Raw genomic sequence first — 22092 nt, 5'->3', positions numbered from 1 at the left:
TCGAGGTGAACTCTTGACGAACGGCCGATTTCGTTTGACGGACGGACGCTCTGACAAGCGGCAGTCCGGTGGGCCGTGCGTGGTGCCGGCGCCAACCCCGGAGGTGGTGTAAGCTTTGGCGTTGCGTGTGGTGGAAACGGTCTCTGCGGCCGTCAGGAAACTGCGCTCCTCCCTCGCGGAAATCGCGATGGTGGGGGCCGTTCGGGGGGTGTTCGGCCTGCTGCGCCTGCTGGGGCCAGACCGCGCCAGCGACCTGGGCGGCACGGTGGCGCGTGCGGTCGGCCCGCTGCTGTCGGTGCACAGGGTTGCACTCGCCAACATCCGCGCCGCCTTTCCCGATGCGGATGAGGCGCGGGTGCGGGAAATCGCGCTCGGCGCGTGGGAAAACCTGGGCCGCACGGGCGCCGAATACGCGCATCTCGACACGCTGTTCGACTACGACTACTTCGCCCCCAAACCGGATGCGCGCACCGAAGTCGTCGGCATCGAGCATTTCATCGCGCTGCGCGACGACGGCAAGCCGGGCATCGTCTTCTCGGCGCATCTGGGCAACTGGGAACTGCCTGCGATCTGCGCCAGCCGCTACGGCCTCGACACCACCGCGATCTTCCGCGCCCCCAACGATCCGGCCGTGGCGCGGGCGGTGCATGAGGTGCGCTCCCGCACCATGGGCAATCTGGAGGCCGCGCGGCAGGGGGCGGCCTTCGTGATGTCGAACGTGCTGGAGAAGGGCGGCCATCTCGGCATGCTGATCGACCAGCACTTCACGCGCGGCATCGCGGTGCCATTTTTCGGCCGCCCCGCCCTCACCAATCCGATCCTGGGGAAATTCGCGCGCCGGTTCGACTGTCCGGTGCATGGCGTGCGGGTGATTCGCCTGCCCGGCCATCGTTTCCGCCTCGAACTGACGCCGCCGCTCGACCTGCCCCGCGATGCGGAGGGGCATGTCGACCCCGCCGGCGCCATGGCGGCGATGACGGCGGTGGTGGAAGGCTGGGTGCGCGAGTATCCCGAACAATGGCTGTGGATGCATCGCCGTTGGCGCACGCCGGCCACGGCGGCGGTGGCCGCCGCACCGGCGCCGCAGCCGTCACCCTAACGTTACTTTCCTTCCGCGTCGTGTTGCTGTTCACTGGCCGCCAGGAACGAATCCCTGTCGGGAAGAGCCCCTGCAAGAACAAGCCCCCTGCAAGCCTCAGGAAAGAAATGGCCTCACCGCTTTCCCGCCGCACGCGCCTCTCAGAACCTCTGCGGTTCTCCGCCGGCATGCTTATCGGCGGCCTGCTGGGCGTCGGGCTGCTTCTGCCGCATCCCGCCTCCGCCCAGCAAACCGCACCGCCCGGCCACACGCGCGCCGTGGTGGAGCTGTTCACAAGCCAAGGCTGCGCCTCGTGCCCCCCCGCCGACCGGCTGATGTGCGACTACGCGCGCGACAGCAGCATCGTCGTGCTCACACTCCCCGTCACCTGCTGGGACTATCTGGGCTGGCGCGACACGCTCGCCAACGAGAAGTTCACCTGGCGCCAGCGCATCTATGCCAAGCTGAGGGGTGCGCGCGGGATCTACACGCCGCAGGCCGTCGTCAACGGCGTGGCGCATATGGTCGGCTCCGATGAGAAGGCGCTGAAGAAGACGCTTGCCACGCTCGCGGTGGAGTCACAGCGCCGGTTGCCGGTGGGGGTCGCCATCGTCCGGGATGACCGCGGCTTCCACATCACCATCCTGCCCGGAGAGGATTTCCCGCGCGAGCGCGCCACAGTGGTGCTCGCGCCATTCTACCGGGAGCGGACGGTGAGCGTCGAGGGTGGCGAGAACACCGGCCGCAAGCTGGAATATATCAACGTGGCGCGCGACCTCATTCCGCTGGGCGCCATGCCCGCCGAATCGCGGCCCGGAACGCCGATGACGTTCGACCTCACGCACGGCGAGGCGCTGCCCGACAAGACGGACGGCTTCGCGATTCTCGTGCAAAGCGGTGATCCCTCCGCCCCCGGGCGGATGCTCGGCGCGGCCACTTTCCTCATGCCGCAATAAGAACCCCTCACAAAACCTCCGCGTTGAGGATGGCCGAGGGATTTTGGTCATCCTGCAACACGCCGAACGCCGTCGATGCTGGTTACATCGGCGAGGATCGGCAACGCAGCAGCGGGTAAAATCACCGGCCAGCCGACCCCGCGAGGCTCGCCATTCACGCCAGCCCGGCCTGCGCCAGCGCCTCGGGAGAGGCGGGCTTGATCTCCACCGACTCCCCGCAGCCGCAGGCGGACGTCTGGTTCGGGTTGTTGAAGACGAAGCCGGACGACAGCTTATCGATCCTGAAGTCCATTTCCGTCCCGAGCAGGAACAGCACCGCCTTCGGGTCGACGACGAGCTTCACGCCCTTGTCTTCCACCACGTCCTCGCCGGGCGCGATGCCCTCGGCGTATTCCATGGTGTATTCCATGCCCGCGCAGCCGCCCTTCTTCACGCCGAGGCGCACAGCGGCGATGGGCCTGTCCGCATTGTCGATGATTTCCCGCAGCCGCTCCGCCGCCGCTTCGGTGAGCGTGAGCACCTGAAATCGGGGGCGCTTCCTGAGGGGAGCCGACGCGGGGCCGGTGGACGATATCATTGCCATGATCCTTCGTTCAGGGTTCAAGGCCCTGCATAAAGACGCTTCATCTTCATAAATAGGATCGATTGTCCGCGCCGTCGAGAGCGTCACCACATGTCGAGCGCGACGCGGGCCTCGTCGGACATGCGGCTCTGATCCCACGGCGGATCGAACACCATGTTGACGGTTACGCCCTGCACGCCGTGGATGGAGCCGACGGCGTTCTCGACCCAGCCCGGCATGTCGCCGGCAACCGGGCAACCGGGGGCGGTGAGCGTCATGTCGATCTCGATATGACGGTCGTCGCTGATATCGACCCTGTAGATCAGGCCGAGTTCATAAATGTCTACCGGAATCTCGGGGTCGAAAACCGTTTTCAGCGCCGCGATGATATCCTCGGTCAGCCGCTCGATCTCGCCTTCAGGCAGGGCCGGGGGTGCGGGCGTGCCGGGGGCGGTGCTGTTGTCCTTGTCGCTCACGAAACTCTCCCGAATGGTCAGGCGAAAAGCTGTTCCGCCTTTTTCAGCGCCTCGACCAGAATGTCCACCTCTTCGCGCGTGTTGTACAGGGCGAAGGAGGCGCGGCATGTTGCCGTCGTGCCGAAGCGGGCCAGCAGCGGCTGGGCGCAGTGGGTGCCGGCGCGCACGGCCACGCCCGCGCGGTCGATGACGGTCGCGACATCGTGCGGATGCGCGCCCCGCATCTCGAAGGACAGGATCGCGCCCTTGTCACGCGCTCGCCCGATGATGCGGATGGAATTGATCCCGCCCACCTGCTGCATCGCGTAGTCGCGCAACTGCTCCTCGTGGTTGAGAATGGTGTTGCGGCCGAGGCGATCGATATAGTGGATCGCCTCCGCAAGCCCGACCGCTTCCACGATGGGCGGCGTGCCGGCCTCGAAACGATGCGGCGGCGTGTTGTAAGTAACGGTATCGAGCGTAACGCTCTCGATCATCTCGCCGCCGCCGTTGAACGGCGGCAGGCTCTCCAGCCATTGCGTCTTGCCGTAGAGCACGCCGATGCCCGTGGGGCCGTAGACCTTGTGGCCGGTGAAGACATAAAAATCGGCATCGAGTTCGCGCACATCGACCGGCAGGTGCACCGCGCCCTGGCTGCCGTCGACCAGCACCGGGATGCCGCGGGAATGGGCGATGCGCACGATGTCCCGGATCGGCAGGATGGTGCCGAGCACGTTCGACATGTGCGACACGGCCACGATCTTCGTACGCGGCGTCAGCAGCGCCTCGAACTCATCGAGCAGGAAATTGCCGTCGTCGTCCACCGGCGCCCATTTCAGCACGGCGCCCTTGCGCTCGCGCAGGAAATGCCACGGCACGATGTTGGAATGGTGCTCCAGGATGGAAACGACGATCTCGTCGCCCTCGCCGACATGCGCGCGCCCGAACGTGTCGGCGACGAGATTGATCGCCTCCGTCGCGGAGCGGGTGAACACGATCTCGTCCGTGCTGCCCGCGTTGAGGAAGCCGCGCACGGTCTCGCGCGCGGCCTCGAACGCCTCGGTCGCAGCGTTGGCGAGGAAGTGCAGCCCCCGGTGCACGTTGGCGTACTCATGCTCATAAACGCGGCTCATGGCATCGATGACGGAGCGCGGTTTCTGCGCGGATGCGGCGCTGTCCAGATAGACGAGCGGCTTGCCGTAGACCTCCCGCGCGAGAATCGGAAAGTCCCGGCGCACCGCCTCCACATCATAACTGCCGCTCGTCACCGCGCTGGTCATCTGTCCCTCGTTCCGCGCCGCTGTCCGATGGTGCGGCGCACACTCCGTTCATGGACATACATTTATGCAAGCTTGGCAAGCCTGTCTATCGCAAGACCGGTCATCGCTTCGCGTATGGCCTCGTCGGTCACGAGTTCGAGAGCCTCGCCGATAAAGGCCTGCAGCAGCAGGGCTTCCGCCTCCTCGCGCGGCAAGCCGCGCGCCGTCAGGTAGAACAGCAGTTCGTCATCGAGTTCGCCGCAGGTCGCGCCATGCGCGCATTGCACGTCGTCGGCCCAGATTTCGAGTTCCGGCTTGTTGTTCATCGTCGCGTCGGGCGAGAGCAGCAGCGCCGCCGACATCATCCGCCCGTCAGTCTTCTGCGCGTCCGGCCGCACGACGATCTTGCCCTGAAACACGCCCTTCGCCTCGCCGTCGATGACGGTCTTGAACAGCTCCCGGCTCTCGCCGCCCGGCACGGCGTGGTCGACGACGAGCGTCGTATCGGCATGCTGGGTGCCCGACAGGACGGTCACGCCGCCCAGCGTCACCCGGGCATCCTCGCCCTCGTAGGCAACGAAGAGCTGGTGGCGCGACACCGAGGTGCCAGCATGCAGATTGACCGAGCGGAACGCCGCGCGCGTGCCGACCACCGCCGTGATAGTGGAAAGGGCGATGGTCCCCGCTGCCTCGGTGTTGACGCGGGCATGTTCGAGCTGCGCGTCATCGGCGAGCACGAACTCGACCACGCTGTTGGGCTGGGCCGCGACGTCGCCCTCATGCGATTCCAGCACGGTCAGCGAGGTCCGCTTGTCCAGCACCACGAGAACGCGCGGCGCGGTCGAGAACGGCGCGCCGCCGCGGTTGACGAAGCGCAGATGCAGGGGCTGCGCCACCGCCTGCTCGGCCGCGACATGCACGACGACGCCGTCGGACAGGAAAGCCCGGTTGAGTTCGTAGGATGCGTTCCCCGCCGCCACGTCGACGCGGTTGAGGTTCGACAGCACCGGATGTTCCTCCGCCAGCGCCTGCGCGAGCCCGATCACCGTCACGCCCGCGGGCGGCGCGTCCTGCGCCGCGAGATGGCCGTTCACGAAATCGAGACGCACGGCCGCGACTTCGGCGAACACACGCGCTTGCGCCCGCGCCTCGGCGATATCCGCGGCGGAAGGGCATTCGGCCGGCGGCGCGGCTTCGCGCAGCAGGGCGCGCAGGTCGGTGTACTTCCACTCCTCCACGCGGCGGTTGGGCAGGCCCTCGCGCTCAAGACGCGCGATCGCGTCGGCACGGCGGATGACGCTCCCGTCACCGACCGGAAGAGCGGAGCGCGGGTGCCGCAGATAGTCCAGAAGCTGGGTCTCGGCCTGCGTGCGGATGGGCGTGATGTCAGTCATGGCTGTCTCACGCGGCCTCGGTCACGTAGTCGGCGTAGCCGCTGGCCTCAAGCTCCAGCGCCAGTTCCCGGTCACCCGTGCGCACGATGCGCCCCTTCGACATCACATGCACGGTATCGGGCACGATGTGGTTCAGCAGGCGCTGGTAATGGGTGATGACGAGGAACGATCGCTTGCCGTCGCGCAGTGCGTTGACGCCCTCGGCGACGATGCGCAGCGCGTCGATGTCGAGGCCGGAGTCCGTCTCGTCGAGAATGCAGAAGGAAGGCTGGAGCAGAGCCATCTGCAGGATCTCCATGCGCTTCTTCTCGCCGCCGGAAAAGCCGACATTCAGCGCGCGCTTCAGCATGTCCTGGTTGATCTGGAGGCGTTCCGCCGCTGCCTTCACCCGGCGCATGAAATCCGGCGTGGTGAGTTCCGCCTCGCCGCGTGCCTTGAGCTGCGCATTCAGGATCGCCTTCAGGAACGACATGGTCGCGACGCCGGGAATTTCCAGCGGATACTGGAAGGCGAGGAACACGCCCCTCGCCGCGCGCTCGTAAGGTTCGAGTTCGAGGATGTTCTCGCCGTCGAGCAGGATCTCGCCCTCAAGGACCTCGTACTCCTCCTTGCCGGCGATGACATAGCTCAGCGTCGACTTGCCCGACCCGTTCGGCCCCATGATCGCGGCGACCTCGCCGTCCCTCACCGTCAGGTCAAGGCCGTTGAGGATGCGGTTGCCCTCGATTTCAACCACGAGATTCTTGATTTCGATCATTTTCGTTCCCTTGAAACTCTCTCATGCTGACGCCTGCGGAGCTGGGTGCCCAGGATTGCCCTGGCAGCGACCGGCCACACCGGCGACGGCATCTCCCTTCCGCTTATCCAACCGAGCCTTCGAGGCTGATCGAGATCAGTTTCTGCGCCTCGACGGCGAACTCCATCGGCAGCTGCTGCAACACGTCCTTGACGAAGCCGTTGACGATGAGCGCAATCGCCTCCTCCGCGTCGAGACCCCGCTGCAGGCAGTAGAACATCTGGTCGTCGGAGATTTTCGACGTCGTCGCCTCGTGCTCGAAGATGGCGCTGGCGTTCTTCGATTCGATGTAGGGCACTGTATGCGCGCCGCACCTGTCGCCGATCAGCAGCGAATCGCAGTTGGTGAAGTTGCGCGCGCCCGATGCCTTGCGATGCGCGGACACGAGGCCGCGATAGGTGTTCTCCGACCGCCCCGCCGCGATCCCCTTCGAGATGATGCGGCTCGTCGTGTTGCGCCCGAGATGGATCATCTTGGTGCCGGAGTCGACCTGCTGGAAGCCGTTCGAGATAGCGATCGAATAGAACTCGCCGCGCGAATTGTCGCCGCGCAGGATGCAGGACGGATATTTCCACGTGATCGCCGATCCGGTCTCGACCTGCGTCCACGAAATGCGGGAATCCCGGCCACGGCAGTCACCGCGCTTGGTGACGAAGTTGTAGACGCCGCCCTTGCCCTCGGCATCACCCGGATACCAGTTCTGCACGGTGGAATACTTGATCTCGGCGTCATCGAGCGCGACAAGCTCCACGACTGCCGCATGGAGCTGGTTCTCGTCGCGCGCGGGCGCGGTGCAACCTTCGAGATAGCTGACGTAAGCGCCCTTGTCGGCGATGATCAACGTGCGCTCGAACTGGCCGGTGTTGCGCTCGTTGATGCGGAAATAGGTGGAAAGCTCCATCGGGCAGCGCACGCCTTCCGGCACGTAGACGAACGAGCCGTCGGTGAACACCGCCGAGTTCAGCGTGGCGAAGAAGTTGTCCGACACCGGCACCACGGAACCGAGGTACTTCCGCACGAGTTCCGGATGCTCGCGGATAGCCTCCGAAATCGAGCAGAAGATGACGCCAGCCTTGCGCAGTTCCTCCTTGAAGGTGGTAACCACCGACACGGAGTCGAATACCGCGTCGACCGCCACACGGCGCGCGGGCTCGACGCCGGCGAGAATCTCCTGCTCACGCAGCGGGATGCCGAGCTTCTCATAGGTCTTGAGGATCTCGGGATCGACCTCGTCCAGCGACTTCGGCGCCGGGTTCATCTTCGGAGCGGCGTAGTAGTAGAGGTCCTGATAATCGATCGGCGGGTAGTTCACCCGCGCCCACCCGGGCTCGCGCATGGTCTGCCAACGCCGGAAGGCCTCAAGGCGCCATTGCGTCATCCATTCGGGCTCGCCCTTCTTGGCCGAGATGAGGCGGACGATATCCTCGTTCAGCCCCCTGGGGGCCTTGTCGACTTCGAGATCCGTCTCGAACCCGTACTTGTACTGATCCACGTCGAGCGTACGGACACGCTCGACGGTTTCCTGCACTGCAGGCATGGCATAACCTCCTGTCGCGGGTTCAAGGGCCGCGGGTTGGCAAGGACTGCCTGGTATGTCGCCCGTCACTCAGGCCGCGTGACGGCCTCTCTGACGGGATATAAGCATACCGACGACTTTTTCCAAAGCCGCAACGAACGAATCCACGTCTTCAGCGCGGGATGCCCAGCCGAAGCTGACCCTGAGCGCGCCTTCCGCCAGTTCGGGCGCAACGCCCATTTCCGCCAGCACGTGGGAGCGGCGCACCTTGCCGGATGAGCAAGCCGAGCCGCTCGATACCGCCATGCCGGCGAGATCGAGCGCCATCAACAGCGTCTCCGCCCGGAGGCCCGGGACGGCGAAAGCGCTCGTGTTGGCGATGCGCGCCGCCTCCCGCCCGAATATCACCGCCTGTGGAAGCACTTCCCCGAGGCGCAGCTCGAATCCGTCGCGCAGTATTTTCAAGCGCGCTGGATACGCGCTGATCTCGCGCAATGCAAGTTCCGCGGCGACGCCGAAGCCCGCAATGCCGGCGGCGTTCTCCGTGCCCGCGCGCCGCCCCCTCTCCTGCCCGCCACCGCGCACCAGCGGCGTGCCGAGTTCGATGGCGCCGGGCGCGAGCACCAGCGCCCCCACGCCCTGCGGCCCGCCGAGCTTGTGTGCGGAAAGCGTCAGCATGTCGACGCCGAGCGCTCCGATGTCGAGCGCCATCCTGCCCGCCGCCTGCACCGCATCCGTATGGACGATGCCGCCCGCGCCGTGGACGAGCGCGGCGATCTCCGAGAGCGGCTGAAGGACGCCGGTTTCGCTGTTGGCCGCCTGCACGCTGACGAGGAACGCCGCCCCGGGCTCCTTGATGGAGAAACGCGACAGCCGCTCGGCAAGCCAGTCCTGCCGCAGCAGGCCGTTGCTGTCGGCGGGGATGGCCTCGACGTCCTCCGGCGCGAACCGCCCGCCGGAAAGCACGCTCGGATGCTCGGTCGCGCCGACGAAGAGCCGCGTCACCGGGCGGGCCACGCCGACCGCGCAGGCGCCCGCTGCGCAGCTTCCCGAGACGCGCAGCTGGGGTGTCAGCGCCATCGTGTTGGCCTCGGACCCGCAGCCGGTGAAGATGACATCCTCGGCGCGCGCGCCGGCAAGCGCCGCGACCGCCGCGCGCGCATCCTCGATCCGCTTGTGAGCCGCCCGTCCCTCGGCATGCACGGACGATGCGTTGCCGGCGGCACCGAGCGCGCGCACCACGGCTTCCAGCACCTCGGGACGCACCGGCGCCGTGGCGTTGAAATCCAGATAGACCCGCTCGCGCGTCATGCCTCCTCACCTGTTTCCGTCGATACCCGCACGATTTCCCCCCATCCGCCGCGGGCAGCGCCGCTCCGCCGTCGATATAGCGCAAGAAGCTTGCTTTTACCCCCCCGTGCCGTGATAGAGAGGCACCATGATCAGGACATCCTGTCCTGATGCCGGAGGCCGTTGTGATCATGGACGCTTCCGCAACGCGGCGGGTCGCCCTCTCTGGTATCGGAGCGAATGATGGAATGGTCCTGGACCATATGACAAAACGTCTCAAATAGACAAGACCCGTGAAGTTGGAGCCGGGCCGGTCTTCATGCCATGATTGCATATAACTATATATGCGTCATCATTGCCAGAGCGGTTACGGTTCGCCTGGCTGCTTTTCCTGTCGTGCGTACTGTCGCGACATCGTACATGGTGCTCAATGCCTGAGATTATCTTTTCCGGCCCCGCCGGCCGCATAGAAGGACGTTATCACCCCGCCAGGGAAAAGGGCGCGCCGATCGCGCTCATCCTGCACCCGCATCCGCAGTTCGGCGGCACCATGAACAACCAGATCGTGTACAACCTGTACTACACGTTCGTGAATCGTGGTTTCTCGGCGCTCCGGTTCAATTTTCGCGGCGTGGGGCGCAGCCAGGGCGCGTTCGACCATGGCGCCGGGGAACTGTCGGACGCGGCGGCGGCGCTCGACTGGGTACAATCCGTCAACCCCGAAGCGCGCAACTGCTGGATCGCGGGCGTGTCGTTCGGCGCATGGATCGGCATGCAGTTGCTGATGCGCCGCCCGGAAATCGAGGGCTTCCTGTCGATCGCGGCGATGGCGAACCGCTACGATTTCTCGTTCCTGGCGCCCTGCCCGTCGTCCGGTCTCTTCGTGCACGGCGAGCAGGACAGGGTTGCGCCGCTGCGCGAAGTCATCGGCGTGATCGAGAAGGTGAAGACGCAGAAGGGCATCGTCATCGAGCACGCCATCATCCCGGGCGCCAACCACTTCTTCGAGGGCCAGATCGACCCGCTGATCGCCACCGTCGAAGGCTATCTCGACAAGCGCCTGGGCCCGAAGCCGGCCGCCGACGAGGCGTCCTCCGCCTGAACCGCGGCGAGCCGCCGGCGTCCTGTCCACAAGGGGTTTGGACGTCCGGCCTCCCGCACGCTATCTTCCGCCAACATGACGAACAGGCATCGCCAGATTCGCCACGATGCGGCAAAAGCCGGCGGGAGTGACGAAACGGACGAGATGCCGGTTCAAGTGGCCGCTTGCCGAAACTGGTAGACGGAAGGCACTTAAAATGCCTCGGGCTTCGCCCGTGCGGGTTCGAGTCCCGCAGCGGCCACCATCTCAGCCCGCGACGCGAAAGCGCCGCAGGAATTACGCACGGAACCTTCCTGACATCGCGGCGTTGCCATTGCATAGACAAGCAACGACAGGACAGGAGGGCAAGATGCTTCGAGGCGCGCTGTTATGGATCATCGGTATTCCAATCCCGATCATCCTTCTGCTGTTGATCTTCGGCTATCTGTGACTGCGGACACCGGTCGCGTCAGGTCACCAAACCAGGAAACGGGCACCGTTTCCTGGAGAATTCTGGTGACTGACGAAGCAGATAAGGCAAAATTCCGCTTCAGCTTGAATGCATTTTGCTCCAGATCGGGAATTGATCCGCTCAGTTCGGTTCCCGGTCTGCGCTTCCTTATGTGGAGCGCCGTGACCTGTCCGGCAGGACATCCGCAAGACTGACGCGGGCGGTGCCTGGGCGCAGCGGCTTTTGCTGGCTTTCGTCCGGCGCCCAGCCCGACAGCCACAGGATGTCGAAAGTCGCCGGCAACCGGCCGTCGGCCGCGGCGAAACGCTCCATATACATCTCGCACGCCCGCACCAGCGTCGCTCGGCGCAGCGGCTTGCGACTGCGCTCGGCGAGCGTGTTGGTCAGGCCCATGCCGCGCAGGTCGCGCATCAGCGCGACCGGGTCGCGGTAGCGCACCGTCACCCGGTCGACATCGGCCACGGGCAAGGCGAACCCCGCCCGCTGCAGCAGGCCGCCGAGGTCACGCAGATCGGCGAAGGGCGCGACGCGCGGGCTTGCACCGCCTTCCAGCTCCGCTTCCGCGAGCGTTAACGACTGGCGCAGTTCCGTCAGCGTCTCGCCGCCCAGAAACGCCGCCAGGAACAGCCCGTCCGGCCGCAGGGCGCGGCGAACCTGCACCAGCGCGCCCGGCAGATCGTTGACGTGATGCAGCGACAGCGCCGAAATGGCGAGATCGAACCGCTCCGGCGCCAGAGGCAGCGCCTCCTCATCCGCAACGATATCGCCGGGCCGGGCAGCGCCGGCCACGGTCGCCACGCGCACGACCTGCCCGACCGCGCCGGACCGCGTCAGCACAACCGCCGCCGCGTCGATCGGCGTACCGAGATCGAGCGCGCGCTCGAAGCGGCGGCTGACCGTCGACAGCCTGTCCATGAGGTCGTCGACGACACGGGAAAGCAGGAAATCCCCGAAGCCACCCTCCAGCGCGCGCGTCAGGCGGCGGCGCTGCAAGGCGCGATCGAATATCCGGGGTGCATGGCTCATGCAGCGGTTTTTACCGCATCGGCCCGAAAAGGGAAGCGCGTTTTCGCGCGCGCCGGCTGCCCGCTGCACAGCCTCGCACAAGCCTCGCCGCATATAGCTTCAACCTGGAATGTGCATGCTCTTTCGGGATAAACCTGATGTGATGACCGGAGACTACCGAGCAGTAGCGCGATCGGATTTCAATGTCCGCCGCTCCGGTCTGTCGGTGTTTGTGCCGGGCTTGTAATGGAGGCCGCGTCCCTGGACTCCCTTTCGCCATTGCCGCCTTCGGCGCCGGATGCAGATCCGGCTGCCGCGCGCGGCCTCTTCGTTCCCGGCCGCGTGCGGCGCCGCGCGGCCGATGGCTGGCGCTTGCTGCTCGACTTTCTCTATCCGCCCTCCTGCCCCGCATGCATGAGGGCGACCGCGCAGCACGATGCCCTTTGCGCGCAGTGCTGGAGCGGCCTCGCCCTGATCGACAGGCCCTTCTGCGAGCGGCTCGGCTTGCCTTTCGAGGTCGATCTCGGCGCGCCGATACTGTCCGCTGCGGCCCTGGCCGATCCGCCGGTGTTCCAGCGGGCGCGGGCGGCCGTGCGGTATGAAGCGGCGGCGCGGCGGCTCGTCCACCGCCTCAAGTACGGCGACCGCATGGAACTCGCGCGGCTGATGGCCCGCATGATGGTCCGCGCCGGGCGCGATCTCTTCCCCGACGCCGATCTGGTCGTGCCGGTGCCGCTGCACGCCCGGCGCCTGCTGTCGCGCCGCTTCAACCAGGCAGCGCTGCTCGGCACGCGCCTTTCGGCTCTCATCGGCCTGCCGTGCGCGCTCTCCGTGCTGGAGCGGCGCAAGGCCACGCACACGCAGGTCGGCCTGTCGCGCGCGCAGCGCGCCGCCAACCTGCAAGGCGCTTTCCACGTCGCGGCGCAGCGGCGCGCCACGGTCGAGGGGCGCCGCATCGTGCTCGTCGACGACGTGCTCACCACGGGCGCAACGGCCAACGCCTGTGCCCGCGCGCTGCTGCGCGCCGGCGCGCGTGACGTCGATGTCCTCGTCTTCGCGCGGGTGGTCGCGGCGGGATGACCCGTGCCCGCCCTCGTCACCTACCTGCTGGAGCGCGTTTCGATCATATGGACTCATTTGGACGATGAGAATTCACTCAATATCAAAGGGTTAGCTCAATACATCGCCTCTATGAAACGATGTAATGAGCTATCGGCCTGCATCGGAAGGCATTTGCGCTTTTTGACAGGACATGTTCAAAATGCGTGGACAGCAATCAGTTCAATAATGGTACGGAACATGCCGGACGTAACGATCTACACGAAATCGTGGTGCCCCTACTGCCAGCGGGCGAAGGCGCTGCTGAAGAAAAAGGGCGTGCCGTTTCACGAGATCGATATCGAGAAGGAGCCAGCCGAGCGAGCGGTCATGATCGGGCGCGCGCACGGGCGCACCACGGTGCCGCAGATCTTCATCGACGACCGCCACATCGGCGGCAGTGACGATCTCCACGCCCTCGATGCGGAAGGCACCCTCGACAAGCTACTGAGCGACCCACAGGCCGTGACACCCCTGCCGTGACACCCCTGCCGTGACGCGGTTGCGTCGCAACAGGTTCTGAAGGAGTATCCCGATGCCCGCCTCCTCTCCCCGCCCTTCCTTCGTCGCCGCCTGCGTCCAGATGCGCTCGACAACGGATCCGGCTGTCAACCGCGAGGCCGCGCTCGCCGGGATTCGTCAGGCCGCCGCGGCGGGCGCCGTCTATGTCCAGACCCCGGAGATGACCTCGCTTGTGGTGCGCGACCGCAAGGAACTGTTCGCAAAGGTCTCCGACCAGGTTCACGATCCGCTGATCGCCGCCGCCCGCGAGCTGGCGCGCGAGAAGCGGATCACGATCCATCTGGGTTCGCTGCCGCTTCAGGAGAACGACCGTATCGCCAACCGCGCCATCGTCATCGATGCACAGGGGGAGATCGCCGCGACCTACGACAAGATCCACCTCTTCGACGTCGACCTGCCCAGCGGCGAGAGCTGGCGGGAGTCCGCCACCTACACCGGCGGCCATCAGGCGGTGACGGTGCCGCTCGTTGTCGGCGACGTCACCTACACGCTGGGATTGTCGATCTGCTACGACCTGCGTTTTCCCTATCTCTACCGTGCGCTGGCGGAAGTCGGCGCGGAAATCCTCACTGTCCCCGCCTGCTTCACCCGCCAGACCGGCGAGGCCCACTGGCAGGTGCTGCAGCGCGCCCGCGCGATCGAGAACGGCAGTTTCGTCATCTCGGCGGCCCAGGGCGGGCTGCACGAGGATGGCCGCCAGACGTGGGGGCATTCCATCATCGTCGACCCCTGGGGGCGCGTGCTGGCGGAAGCGGATGCGGAGCCGGGCGTCATCCTCGCCACCATCGACCCCGCGCTCGTCACGCAGGCACGCAGCCAGATTCCCTCCCTGCGGCACACGCGCCTGTTCTCGCTGCCGGGTACGGAAGGGGATAACGTGGTGCCGCTGCAGCCGCGCGGAAAGGATGCTTAACGGCTGTATTCCGTTTCGTTCCGCTCCGTACGCCGTTCGTGCTGCATTGCAGCAACCGTTGATTTACCATCCGCAAAAAGACAGGATTGCTGCCGCATTCGCCGCCGATTTTCTCCACAATCGGCGGCAGAATGGAACCCGTGCACGCCGATGAACTTCGGCGCGACAGGCATTTTCGACGCGCCGGAGATATTCGGGGCGCCAAATCTTCCCTGAATGCGAAACGGGTTCCTATCATGCAGACCGTGGTCACTGCTGTTGGCATTTTCACCGTGTTGAGCGTCTTCTTCATGCTGCATCAGGTGCGGCCCCGGTAACCGGGCGCCGACGGAAGGAGCCGCGATGCCGGCCCGGCACGCAGCCCTCAGATGACGTCCACCCGCGCCCTTCCGCTGGTGATGTCCGTCACCAGTCGCGCCACCTCGGCCGCGCGCGCCTCGGGCACGCGCACGGCCATCTCCGCCCCCGTCGCATGGAAAGTTTCCGCCGTTACCTCCGCATCCGGCATGGCGGCGAGCCGCGCCCGCACGCGGGCGTGATCCGCGAACGGGCAATCGATGCGCGCCGTCAGCGTGGCGACGACCGCGCGCTTCTCCGCCGCCCTCAGACATGCCGCCGCCGTGCCGCCATACGCACGGATCAGGCCGCCGCTGCCGAGCAATATGCCGCCGAACCAGCGCGTGACGACAACGACAGCGTTGTCGAGCTTCTGCCCGTCGATGGCCTGCAGAATGGGTTTGCCCGCCGTTCCCGCCGGCTCGCCGTCGTCACCGAAGCGGTATGCGGCGCCGATCCGCCAGGCCCAACAGTTATGGTTCGCAGCTGCCTCGCCATGGGCGGCGATGAACTCCTTCGCCGCCGCCTCATCCACCACCGGGCCGGCGACAGCGTGAAAACGGCTGCGCTTGATCTCCTGCGAGAACGTCTCGCACCCGGTCAACACGAACATCAGCGCCCCGCGACGCCTGCCGCCACGGGCACCTCGATCGCCGCCCTCTCTCCCGTCACCGTCAACGTCAGCGGGACCGTGACCGAGCTGCCGTCCGCTTTCTCGACCGGGAGAACGAACACGGCGCCGTCCGCGCCCTCCTTCCGTGCCGGCTGGCCGAAGCGCCACGGCGCAGGGGCCTCCGCGAACACATCGGTGACCGCGCCCGCCACCTCGACGGTGAGCGACGAGGCATCGAGCCTCACCCCGCGCACGACGAGGTCAGCCGCCGTCTGCCCGACGGGCGTGCTAACCGGAACGCGCGCGTGCGCCTCTTCCCACAGGCCCGCGACAGCGGGAACCCCGCTGAGGTCCAGCCGCAGCGAAGCCTGTTCCGGAATGCATATCTCGCGGCACACGCCGAACGACAGTTCGAGTTGCAACGCCGCCGGGCCTGTCGCCGCCGGATCGACCAGCACCGGGAAGCGCACGGTTTCGAGGTAGCCGACAGCGTAGCCGATGCCGTCGAAAAAGCGTGTTGGCGCCGGGAAAAACGCCTGCGCAGCCGCCACGTTCCGCGAGCCTTCCCAGTCGAATGTGGTCGGCACGCCGGAGTCCCCCGGCTCCCGCCAGTAGGTCTTGTAGCCCGGCGCGAGGACGATCTCCACGACTGCGCGGTACTGACCGGTCGCCTCGTCGCGCCCGGCGTCGAGCAGCCGCGCGTGCGCGGGCGGCTCCTTTCCCGAAGGTGAAAATGGTTTCGCGGACGGCGCGGCATGCGCATTTCCGGTTCCGGCGAGGCAGCAGACCAGCGCCGCGAGCAAGGCAGCGCGACCGGGGCGGATCCGGCGGCGGGCATAGGGCAAAGCGGTCATGAGCAGGGCTATCATGGTCCTTCCATCAATAAACCACATGGCTGTGCGAATGAGGGAAAGCCGCCTTCCGCAGGCAGGACCGGCGGAAAAAACGGATTCCCTTGGTGCCGTTTCTCGCATAGCATATCAAACAGTAGGAGAGTGCCATGCGTCATGATCGCGACCAGACAACCGCCCATCACTATCTCGACGGACAATTCCTCGTCGCGATGCCCGGGATGATGGACGAACGCTTCGCACGCACGGTTATCTATCTTTGCGCGCATTCCGAGGAAGGCGCAATGGGCCTCGTCATCAACAAGCCGGCCGTTGACCTGCGTTTCGCCGATCTGCTCGTGCAACTCGACATCGTGGGTGAGGACGAGGCGATCCGGCTGCCGTCGCGGGCGGAGAACATCGAGGTGCTGCGCGGCGGGCCGGTGGAGGCAGGGCGCGGCTTCGTGCTGCACACAGCCGATTTCGTGATCGACAATTCCACGTTGGCGATGCACAACGGCGTCTGCCTCACGGCGACTGTCGACATCCTGCGCGCCATCGCCGCCGGCGGCGGACCGAAGAACGCGCTGCTGGCACTGGGCTATGCGGGCTGGTCTCCCGGCCAGCTCGAAAGCGAGATTCAGGCCAACGGCTGGCTGCACTGCCCGGCCGACGCCACGTTGCTATTCGACACCGCCGTGGAACATAAATACGACACGGCGCTGCGCACCATCGGTGTCGACATTGCCACCCTGTCGGGACAGGCCGGCCACGCCTGAGGCCGTCGGAGCATCGCGCTTCAATCCAAATCGCACCGCCGGATCGGGGTGTGTTTAAATTTGCGTCCGGCCGCGCAGAAATCCGCGATTTGCGGGCCAGCATCACCCAAAAATCGACACACCCTACGCGGCGGCGGACGTCGCGCCGAGGAAACGGCGCGCGTCGTGCGAGGTCATCGCCTCGCCGAACGCGAAGCCTTGTCCGTAACGGCATCCCATGCCGCTGAGGAAGGTGGCGTTAGCCTGGTTTTCGACCCCGTCGGCGATGACGTCCATGTCGAGATCCTGCGCCAGCGTGATGACGGAGCGCAAGGCGCCCGGCCGCGCGCCCTCCCCCGGCTCCCGCACGAAGACGCGGTCGACGCGGATGGTGTCGAACGGCAGGTAGCGCAACTGCGACAGCGAGAAATAGCCCGTGCCGAAGCCGTCAAGCACCAGCCCGGCGCCGAGCTGGCGCAGGCGGATCAGCATCTGCGCGGCAAATTCGGGGTTGTCCGTCAGCATGCTCTCGCGGAAGCCGAGCTTCAGCGATTGCGGGCGCACGGATGTCGCCGAGAGCACCCGCTTGACGTCGGCGATCAGTTCGTGGCGTAGCAGGCGCGGGCTGAACAGCGTCAGCGTGGCGAAGATCGGCGGCTCGACCTCCAGGGCCGATTGCCATGCCGCAAGTTCGCGCGCCGTGCGCTCCAGCGCATACTGGCCGAGTTCGGCCACGATGCCGATTTCCTCGGCGATGGGCAGGAAGTCACCCGGCTCCAGCCGCCCGAGGCGCGGGTGATCCCAGCGCAGGCGCACGTCGAAACCGGCGATGGTACGGTCGTCAAGGCTCACCACCGGCTGGAAAATGACCCTGATCTCGCCGCGATCGACGGCCCGGCGCAGATCGCCCCCCAGCACCAGCCGCGCCGTGCGCTGGGCGCTCATGCCCGGCCGGAACACCTCGATACGGTCACCGCCCTGCTGCTTGGCGTGCAGCATGGCGATTTCCGCATTCTTCTGCATGTCCGCCTGCCCGGAGGACGATTGCGCGTCATAGAGCGCGATACCGACGGAGGCCTTGAGGAAGATTTCGCGGTCGGCGAAGCTCACCGGCGTCGAAATCGTGCGCCGGATCATGTCCGCGAAGGCAATGATGCGGTCGGGCGCCGTCTCCGAAAGCAGGATCAGCCCCCATTCGTCGCCGCCGAGGCGGGCAATGGTGTCCTGGGGGCGCAGCAGCCGCCCCAGCCGGCGCGACAACGTGAGCATGATGGAGTCGCCCACGGACGGCCCCACCGTGTCGTTCACCTCCTTGAAGCCATCGATGTCGACCGAGACCACCGTCGGCCGCATGATGGGATTCTGCGCGGCAAACACGAGCATCGTCTCCAGACGGTCCTGGAACAGTTGCCGGTTCGGCAGGCCGGTCAGCGTGTCGTGCACCGCATCGTAGAGCAGACGCTCTTCCGTGTTGCGCGCGTCGGTGACGTCGCTGAGGATGCCCACGACCCTGATGACCTCACCGTCCGCGCCGACAACCGGGCGCGCGCGCAGATTGAACCAGAAGTACTGGCCGTCGGCCGCCCGCAGCCGGAAGTCGAGCGCCACGCGCCCGCGCCGCTGCTCCAGCACCCGGTCGAGCACCGCGCGGTAGCGATCGCGGTCGAAGGGATGGATCACGTCGAGCCAGTTGGCGATGGAGCCTTCGAGCGCGCCACGCTTCAGCAGCAGCAGGCTTTCGACCTCCTCGCTAACGAAGATGCGGTCGGCGCTCACGTCCCAGTCGAACACGACGTCGCCGGACCCCGCCAGCGCCAGTGCCTTGCGCTCCGTGTCGGAGACGAGGCCCTGCGCCAGCGCCCCGCCTGCGAACGCATGCTGCACGACCGTGAACCCGATCAGCAGCACGATCAGCACCAGCCCACCGATCAGGGCGAAGGGCACGATGTCGCGCGTCAGTTCCCCGTTGATGGTGAAGCCTGCCGCCGTCACCCACACGAGCAGCAGGAACCATGTCGGGATCAGCATCACGGCACGGTCGTAGCCGTGACTTGCGAGGTGGACCACCAGAATGAAACCGACGCCGGCGATCGCGGCAATCGAGATGCGCGCCACGCCGGAGGCCACCGGCGCGTCGAACGCCGCAAGCCCCACGAGCGCACCGAGGAACAGCAGCCACGCCACGGTGAAATGGCTGTAGCGGACATGCCAGCGCGAGAGATTGAGATAGGCGAACAGGAACACCAGCAGCGTCGCCGCCAGCACCGCCTCCGCCGCGGCGCGGTAGATGCGGTTGGTTGAGGCGGCAATGGGGAACAATTGCTGGAAGAAACCGAAATCGATGCAGGCGTAGGCCAGCACCGCCCAGGCGAGCGCGGCCGCGGCGGGGAAGATCACCGCGCCCTTGACCACGAACACCACCGTGAGGAACAGGGCGAGCAGGCCGGCGATGCCGATGATGATGCCCTTGTAGAGCGTCAGCCCATTCACCTTGGCCTTGTAGGCCTCCGGCTCCCAGAGATAGAGCTGCGGCAGGCCGGGTGTGCGCAACTCGGCGATGAAGGTGACCGTCGAGCCCGGATCGAGCGTGACGTTGAAGATGTCGGCGTCGGCCGCGTCCTCGCGTTCGGGCCGGATGCCCTGGCTCGCCGTGATCGCGGCGATGCGCGAGGCGCCGAGGTCCGGCCAGATGACGCCGGAGCCGACCAGCCGGTAGTGCGGCGCGACCAGCAGCCGATCGAGCTGCTCGTCGGTGTCGTTGGTGAGGGCGAACACGATCCAGTCCGGCCGCGTTCCGCCTTCCCGCGCCCGCACGGCGATGCGGCGCACGATGCCGTCCGGCCCGGGCGCGGTGGATATCTGGATGAGATCGCTCTCCGCCCGGTAGTGTTCAACCACCGAGGTCAGGTCGATGGCGAGCGCGTCGGGCGCCACCCGCACGGCTTCCACCGCCGAGGCCCGCTGCACCGCGCCGGCCATCAGAAAGACCATCATTGACAGGAGCAGGACGCGGATCACACGCAACGCACAGGTCTCGTTCTCGTTGATGCACGACCCACACCTGCGGGCCGATGGCGCGGGATGCGCCAGCCTTCTTTTTCCGGCCGGGGAGCGGCGCTTCCCGGATATACGAAATCGCCACGCACATGCAAATCCCGCGAAGGGACTTTCCGCACGGGTTTACGTCGAGTATCGCCTTAAAAAGTCGTCCTTCAACAGGGCATAGAGGAAGTGGTCCTCCCAGACACCCGCAATGCACAGATACTGGCGTGCATATCCCTCACGCACGAATCCGACTTTTTCGAGAAGCCCGATGGACGGCTCGTTGATCGGCAGGCACGACGCCTCGATCCGCCGCAGGCCGAGGGTGTTGAAAACGAAATAGGCAGCCGCCGCAACAGCCTTGCTCATATACCCCTGGCGCGCGAATCGCTCGCCCATCCAGTATCCGAGGGTGCACGCCTGCACCACGCCCCGGCGCACCGGCCCTAGCGTGAGCCCGCCCATCAATGCGTCGTCGCCTTCGCGGAACAGAAAGAACGGATAGGATGCATCGCGGGCCACATCCTCCTCATACCAATTAATACGCCGGCGAAAGGCCGCGCGCGTCAGGTCGTCCGCCGGCCAAAGCGGCTCCCACCGCTCCAGAAACCGCCGGCTTTCATCGCGCACCGCGGCCCAGGCGTCGAAGTCCCTCATCTGCGGCAGCCGCAGATAGATTCCGCCGCCCCGGATGTAGGGCGACTGACTGCCCGGCGGCGAGAAGCGGAACTGCGTCATATGGATTACAGCCTCTGTCATGTCCCGAAGCGGCGCTCCCCATCGTCCGCCGATCCCCCTGCCCGCGGCGACCTGCACGACCGGCAGGATTTCTACGCTTCCCGCATCGCGCGCAACACCCCGCCGACTGCATCCGGCAACGCCGGCGCCGGACCGACGATGACGAACGTCGGCGCGGACGCCATCAGGCCATTCGCCACGAATCGGACGTCGTCAAGCATAATAGAATCAAGTTTTACAATAACTTCATCGTGCGGCAAGACCCGCCCCAGCGCGAGAAGCTGCCGCGCGAGCTGGTCGGCCCGGGCCATCGGCGACTCGAGCGCCGACAGGTGCGCCACCTTGAGCTGCGCCCGGGCGCGGTCGAGTTCCGCCTGCGTCACACCCCGCGCGGTCTCGTGCAGCACGTCGAGCAGCACGGGCACGAGTTCGCCGGCATCCTCGGGCGCCGTGCCCGCCGACATGCCGAACAGCCCCGTGTCGGCGAACGCCCAGTGGAACGCATCGACCGAATAGGCGAGCCCGCGCTTTTCGCGCACCTCCTGAAACAGCCGCGACGACATGCCGCCGCCGAGCAGGTGGGCGAAGGCCTGCATGGCATAAACCGCGTCCGTTCCATACGGCAGGCCACGGAAACCGGCGAGGAGCTGCGTCTGCTCCAGATCGCGCTCCAGCAGGATTTCGCCACCGCTGTAACGCGCGGGTGCGGGTGCCGGCGGCGTCTCGCCCGGCAGCCCCGAGAGCAGCCGGCGGACCTGCGCGACAACCGCGTCGTGGTTCACCGCCCCGACCGCGGACAGCACCATGCGCGGCGCCCGGTAGTTGCGCGCCAGATAGGCGACGATGTCGTCGCGCGCGAACGCCTGCACCGACTGCGGCGTGCCGAGGATGCTGCGCCCCAGCGCCTGCCCGCGGAAGGCGGCTTCCATGAACAGATCGGTGGCGAGATCGTCCGGCGTGTCCTCGACGGAGCCGATCTCCTGCAGGATGACGTTCTTCTCCCGCGCGAGTTCGGCCTCGTCGAAACGGGAATCGACGAGGATGTCGGCGAGGATCTCGATGCCGAGCGGCACGTCCCGCCCCATCAGGCGCACGGTATAGGAGGTGTGTTCCACGCCCGTTTCCGCGTTGAAATCGCCGCCCACCGCCTCGATCGCCTCGGCAATGGCACGCGCGTCGCGCGCACCCGTGCCCTTGAAGGCCATGTGTTCGAGCAGGTGCGAAAGCCCGTGCTCGCGCTCGAACTCATGGCGCGCGCCTGCGCCCACCCATACGCCGAGCGCGGCCGTCGCCACATGGGGCATGGTTTCGGTCACGACCCGCAGCCCGTTCTCCAGAGTCGAAACCCGGACCCGTCCTTCCAACGTCTGCATCGTCC

Annotated in this window: 21 protein-coding genes and 1 tRNA gene; 8 read left to right on the top strand and 14 right to left on the bottom strand. The window is 66.4% G+C overall.

Translation table 11 applies throughout. From position 1 onward, the window contains the following. Positions 1 to 130 precede the first annotated feature (130 nt). Both ACFFJ7_RS02740 and ACFFJ7_RS02735 read left to right on the top strand, forming a co-directional pair. A complete protein-coding gene (locus ACFFJ7_RS02740; protein ID WP_377590711.1) occupies positions 131 to 1099 on the top strand; it encodes a lipid A biosynthesis lauroyl acyltransferase in 969 nt (322 codons plus the stop codon). 107 nt (positions 1100 to 1206) lie between these two features. Continuing rightward, a complete protein-coding gene (locus ACFFJ7_RS02735) occupies positions 1207 to 2034 on the top strand; it encodes a DUF1223 domain-containing protein (protein WP_377590689.1) in 828 nt (275 codons plus the stop codon). Positions 2035 to 2188: 154 nt separating this feature from the next. Here ACFFJ7_RS02735 and ACFFJ7_RS02730 read toward each other — a convergent pair whose 3' ends face one another. The 7 genes from ACFFJ7_RS02730 to ACFFJ7_RS02700 form a co-directional block, all read right to left on the bottom strand. Next, positions 2189 to 2617 carry a HesB/IscA family protein gene (locus tag ACFFJ7_RS02730; RefSeq protein WP_377590688.1) on the bottom strand — a complete coding sequence of 143 codons (429 nt, stop codon included), beginning with the start codon at positions 2615 to 2617 and terminating at the stop codon, positions 2189 to 2191. Between the two features lie 83 nt (positions 2618 to 2700). Next, entirely contained in the window at positions 2701 to 3021 is a 321-nt protein-coding gene (locus tag ACFFJ7_RS02725) for an SUF system Fe-S cluster assembly protein (protein ID WP_246225151.1), read from the bottom strand. A gap of 68 nt (positions 3022 to 3089) precedes the next feature. Continuing rightward, positions 3090 to 4331 carry a cysteine desulfurase gene (locus tag ACFFJ7_RS02720; protein WP_377590687.1) on the bottom strand — a complete coding sequence of 414 codons (1242 nt, stop codon included), beginning with the start codon at positions 4329 to 4331 and terminating at the stop codon, positions 3090 to 3092. Between the two features lie 62 nt (positions 4332 to 4393). After that, complete coding sequence (gene sufD / locus ACFFJ7_RS02715) at positions 4394 to 5704, bottom strand: Fe-S cluster assembly protein SufD (RefSeq protein WP_377590686.1); 1311 nt, start codon at positions 5702 to 5704, stop codon at positions 4394 to 4396. A gap of 7 nt (positions 5705 to 5711) precedes the next feature. Further along, entirely contained in the window at positions 5712 to 6461 is a 750-nt protein-coding gene (gene sufC, locus ACFFJ7_RS02710) for a Fe-S cluster assembly ATPase SufC (RefSeq protein WP_166949751.1), read from the bottom strand. Positions 6462 to 6564: 103 nt separating this feature from the next. Continuing rightward, complete coding sequence (sufB, locus tag ACFFJ7_RS02705; protein ID WP_166949749.1) at positions 6565 to 8037, bottom strand: Fe-S cluster assembly protein SufB; 1473 nt, start codon at positions 8035 to 8037, stop codon at positions 6565 to 6567. Positions 8038 to 8106: 69 nt separating this feature from the next. Then, the gene (locus tag ACFFJ7_RS02700; protein ID WP_377590685.1) at positions 8107 to 9327 is read right to left on the bottom strand and encodes a cysteine desulfurase family protein; all 1221 of its coding nucleotides are present in this window, start codon (positions 9325 to 9327) and stop codon (positions 8107 to 8109) included. Positions 9328 to 9736: 409 nt separating this feature from the next. On the opposite strand from ACFFJ7_RS02700, the gene ACFFJ7_RS02695 reads away from it, so the two are divergent. Beyond that, positions 9737 to 10408: an alpha/beta hydrolase gene (locus ACFFJ7_RS02695; protein WP_166949745.1), complete on the top strand. Its 672-nt coding sequence runs from the start codon at positions 9737 to 9739 to the stop codon at positions 10406 to 10408. Positions 10409 to 10566: 158 nt separating this feature from the next. Next, a tRNA-Leu gene (locus tag ACFFJ7_RS02690) sits at positions 10567 to 10652 on the top strand. 354 nt (positions 10653 to 11006) lie between these two features. Here ACFFJ7_RS02690 and ACFFJ7_RS02685 read toward each other — a convergent pair. Further along, on the bottom strand, positions 11007 to 11885 hold the full coding sequence (locus ACFFJ7_RS02685) for a methyltransferase domain-containing protein (protein ID WP_377590684.1): 879 nt from the start codon (positions 11883 to 11885) through the stop codon (positions 11007 to 11009). Positions 11886 to 12110: 225 nt separating this feature from the next. Here ACFFJ7_RS02685 and ACFFJ7_RS02680 point away from each other — a divergent pair, with 225 nt between their 5' ends. The 3 genes from ACFFJ7_RS02680 to ACFFJ7_RS02670 all read left to right on the top strand — a co-directional run bounded on the left by ACFFJ7_RS02680 (position 12111) and on the right by ACFFJ7_RS02670 (position 14397). Beyond that, positions 12111 to 12944: a ComF family protein gene (locus tag ACFFJ7_RS02680; protein ID WP_377590683.1), complete on the top strand. Its 834-nt coding sequence runs from the start codon at positions 12111 to 12113 to the stop codon at positions 12942 to 12944. Between the two features lie 219 nt (positions 12945 to 13163). Continuing rightward, on the top strand, positions 13164 to 13445 hold the full coding sequence (grxC, locus tag ACFFJ7_RS02675) for a glutaredoxin 3 (RefSeq protein WP_166949739.1): 282 nt from the start codon (positions 13164 to 13166) through the stop codon (positions 13443 to 13445). Positions 13446 to 13497: 52 nt separating this feature from the next. Continuing rightward, positions 13498 to 14397 (top strand): carbon-nitrogen hydrolase family protein, encoded by a 900-nt coding sequence (locus tag ACFFJ7_RS02670; protein ID WP_377590682.1) that lies wholly within the window; start codon positions 13498 to 13500, stop codon positions 14395 to 14397. Here the strand turns inward: ACFFJ7_RS02670 and ACFFJ7_RS02665 are convergent. The 3 genes from ACFFJ7_RS02665 to ACFFJ7_RS02655 form a co-directional block, all read right to left on the bottom strand. Then, positions 14394 to 14696, bottom strand: a complete 303-nt coding sequence (locus ACFFJ7_RS02665; RefSeq protein ID WP_166949737.1) for a hypothetical protein — start codon at positions 14694 to 14696, stop codon at positions 14394 to 14396. The genes ACFFJ7_RS02670 and ACFFJ7_RS02665 overlap by 4 nt on opposite strands. A gap of 65 nt (positions 14697 to 14761) precedes the next feature. Beyond that, complete coding sequence (locus tag ACFFJ7_RS02660; RefSeq protein WP_166949735.1) at positions 14762 to 15346, bottom strand: IMPACT family protein; 585 nt, start codon at positions 15344 to 15346, stop codon at positions 14762 to 14764. After that, on the bottom strand, positions 15346 to 16215 hold the full coding sequence (locus ACFFJ7_RS02655; RefSeq protein ID WP_377590681.1) for a protein-disulfide reductase DsbD domain-containing protein: 870 nt from the start codon (positions 16213 to 16215) through the stop codon (positions 15346 to 15348). The genes ACFFJ7_RS02660 and ACFFJ7_RS02655 overlap by 1 nt, the downstream gene beginning before the upstream one ends. Positions 16216 to 16346: 131 nt before the next feature. Between ACFFJ7_RS02655 and ACFFJ7_RS02650 the strand changes: the two genes are divergently transcribed. Next, a complete protein-coding gene (locus ACFFJ7_RS02650; RefSeq protein ID WP_377590680.1) occupies positions 16347 to 16955 on the top strand; it encodes a YqgE/AlgH family protein in 609 nt (202 codons plus the stop codon). A 123-nt stretch (positions 16956 to 17078) separates the two neighbouring features. Here ACFFJ7_RS02650 and ACFFJ7_RS02645 read toward each other — a convergent pair whose 3' ends face one another. The 3 genes from ACFFJ7_RS02645 to ACFFJ7_RS02635 all read right to left on the bottom strand — a co-directional run bounded on the left by ACFFJ7_RS02645 (position 17079) and on the right by ACFFJ7_RS02635 (position 22087). Continuing rightward, complete coding sequence (locus ACFFJ7_RS02645; protein ID WP_377590679.1) at positions 17079 to 19928, bottom strand: EAL domain-containing protein; 2850 nt, start codon at positions 19926 to 19928, stop codon at positions 17079 to 17081. Positions 19929 to 20114: 186 nt separating this feature from the next. After that, on the bottom strand, positions 20115 to 20735 hold the full coding sequence (locus ACFFJ7_RS02640; protein ID WP_246225097.1) for a GNAT family N-acetyltransferase: 621 nt from the start codon (positions 20733 to 20735) through the stop codon (positions 20115 to 20117). 71 nt (positions 20736 to 20806) lie between these two features. Further along, entirely contained in the window at positions 20807 to 22087 is a 1281-nt protein-coding gene (locus tag ACFFJ7_RS02635) for a M16 family metallopeptidase (RefSeq protein ID WP_377590678.1), read from the bottom strand. Positions 22088 to 22092 lie beyond the last annotated feature (5 nt).

Origin of the sequence: Pseudochelatococcus lubricantis (assembly GCF_042432495.1) — a bacterium.
Classification (GTDB): domain Bacteria; phylum Pseudomonadota; class Alphaproteobacteria; order Rhizobiales; family Beijerinckiaceae; genus Pseudochelatococcus; species Pseudochelatococcus lubricantis.
The sequence above is the reverse complement of the archived record's forward strand: the minus strand, read 5'-3'. Positions and strand labels throughout refer to the sequence as shown.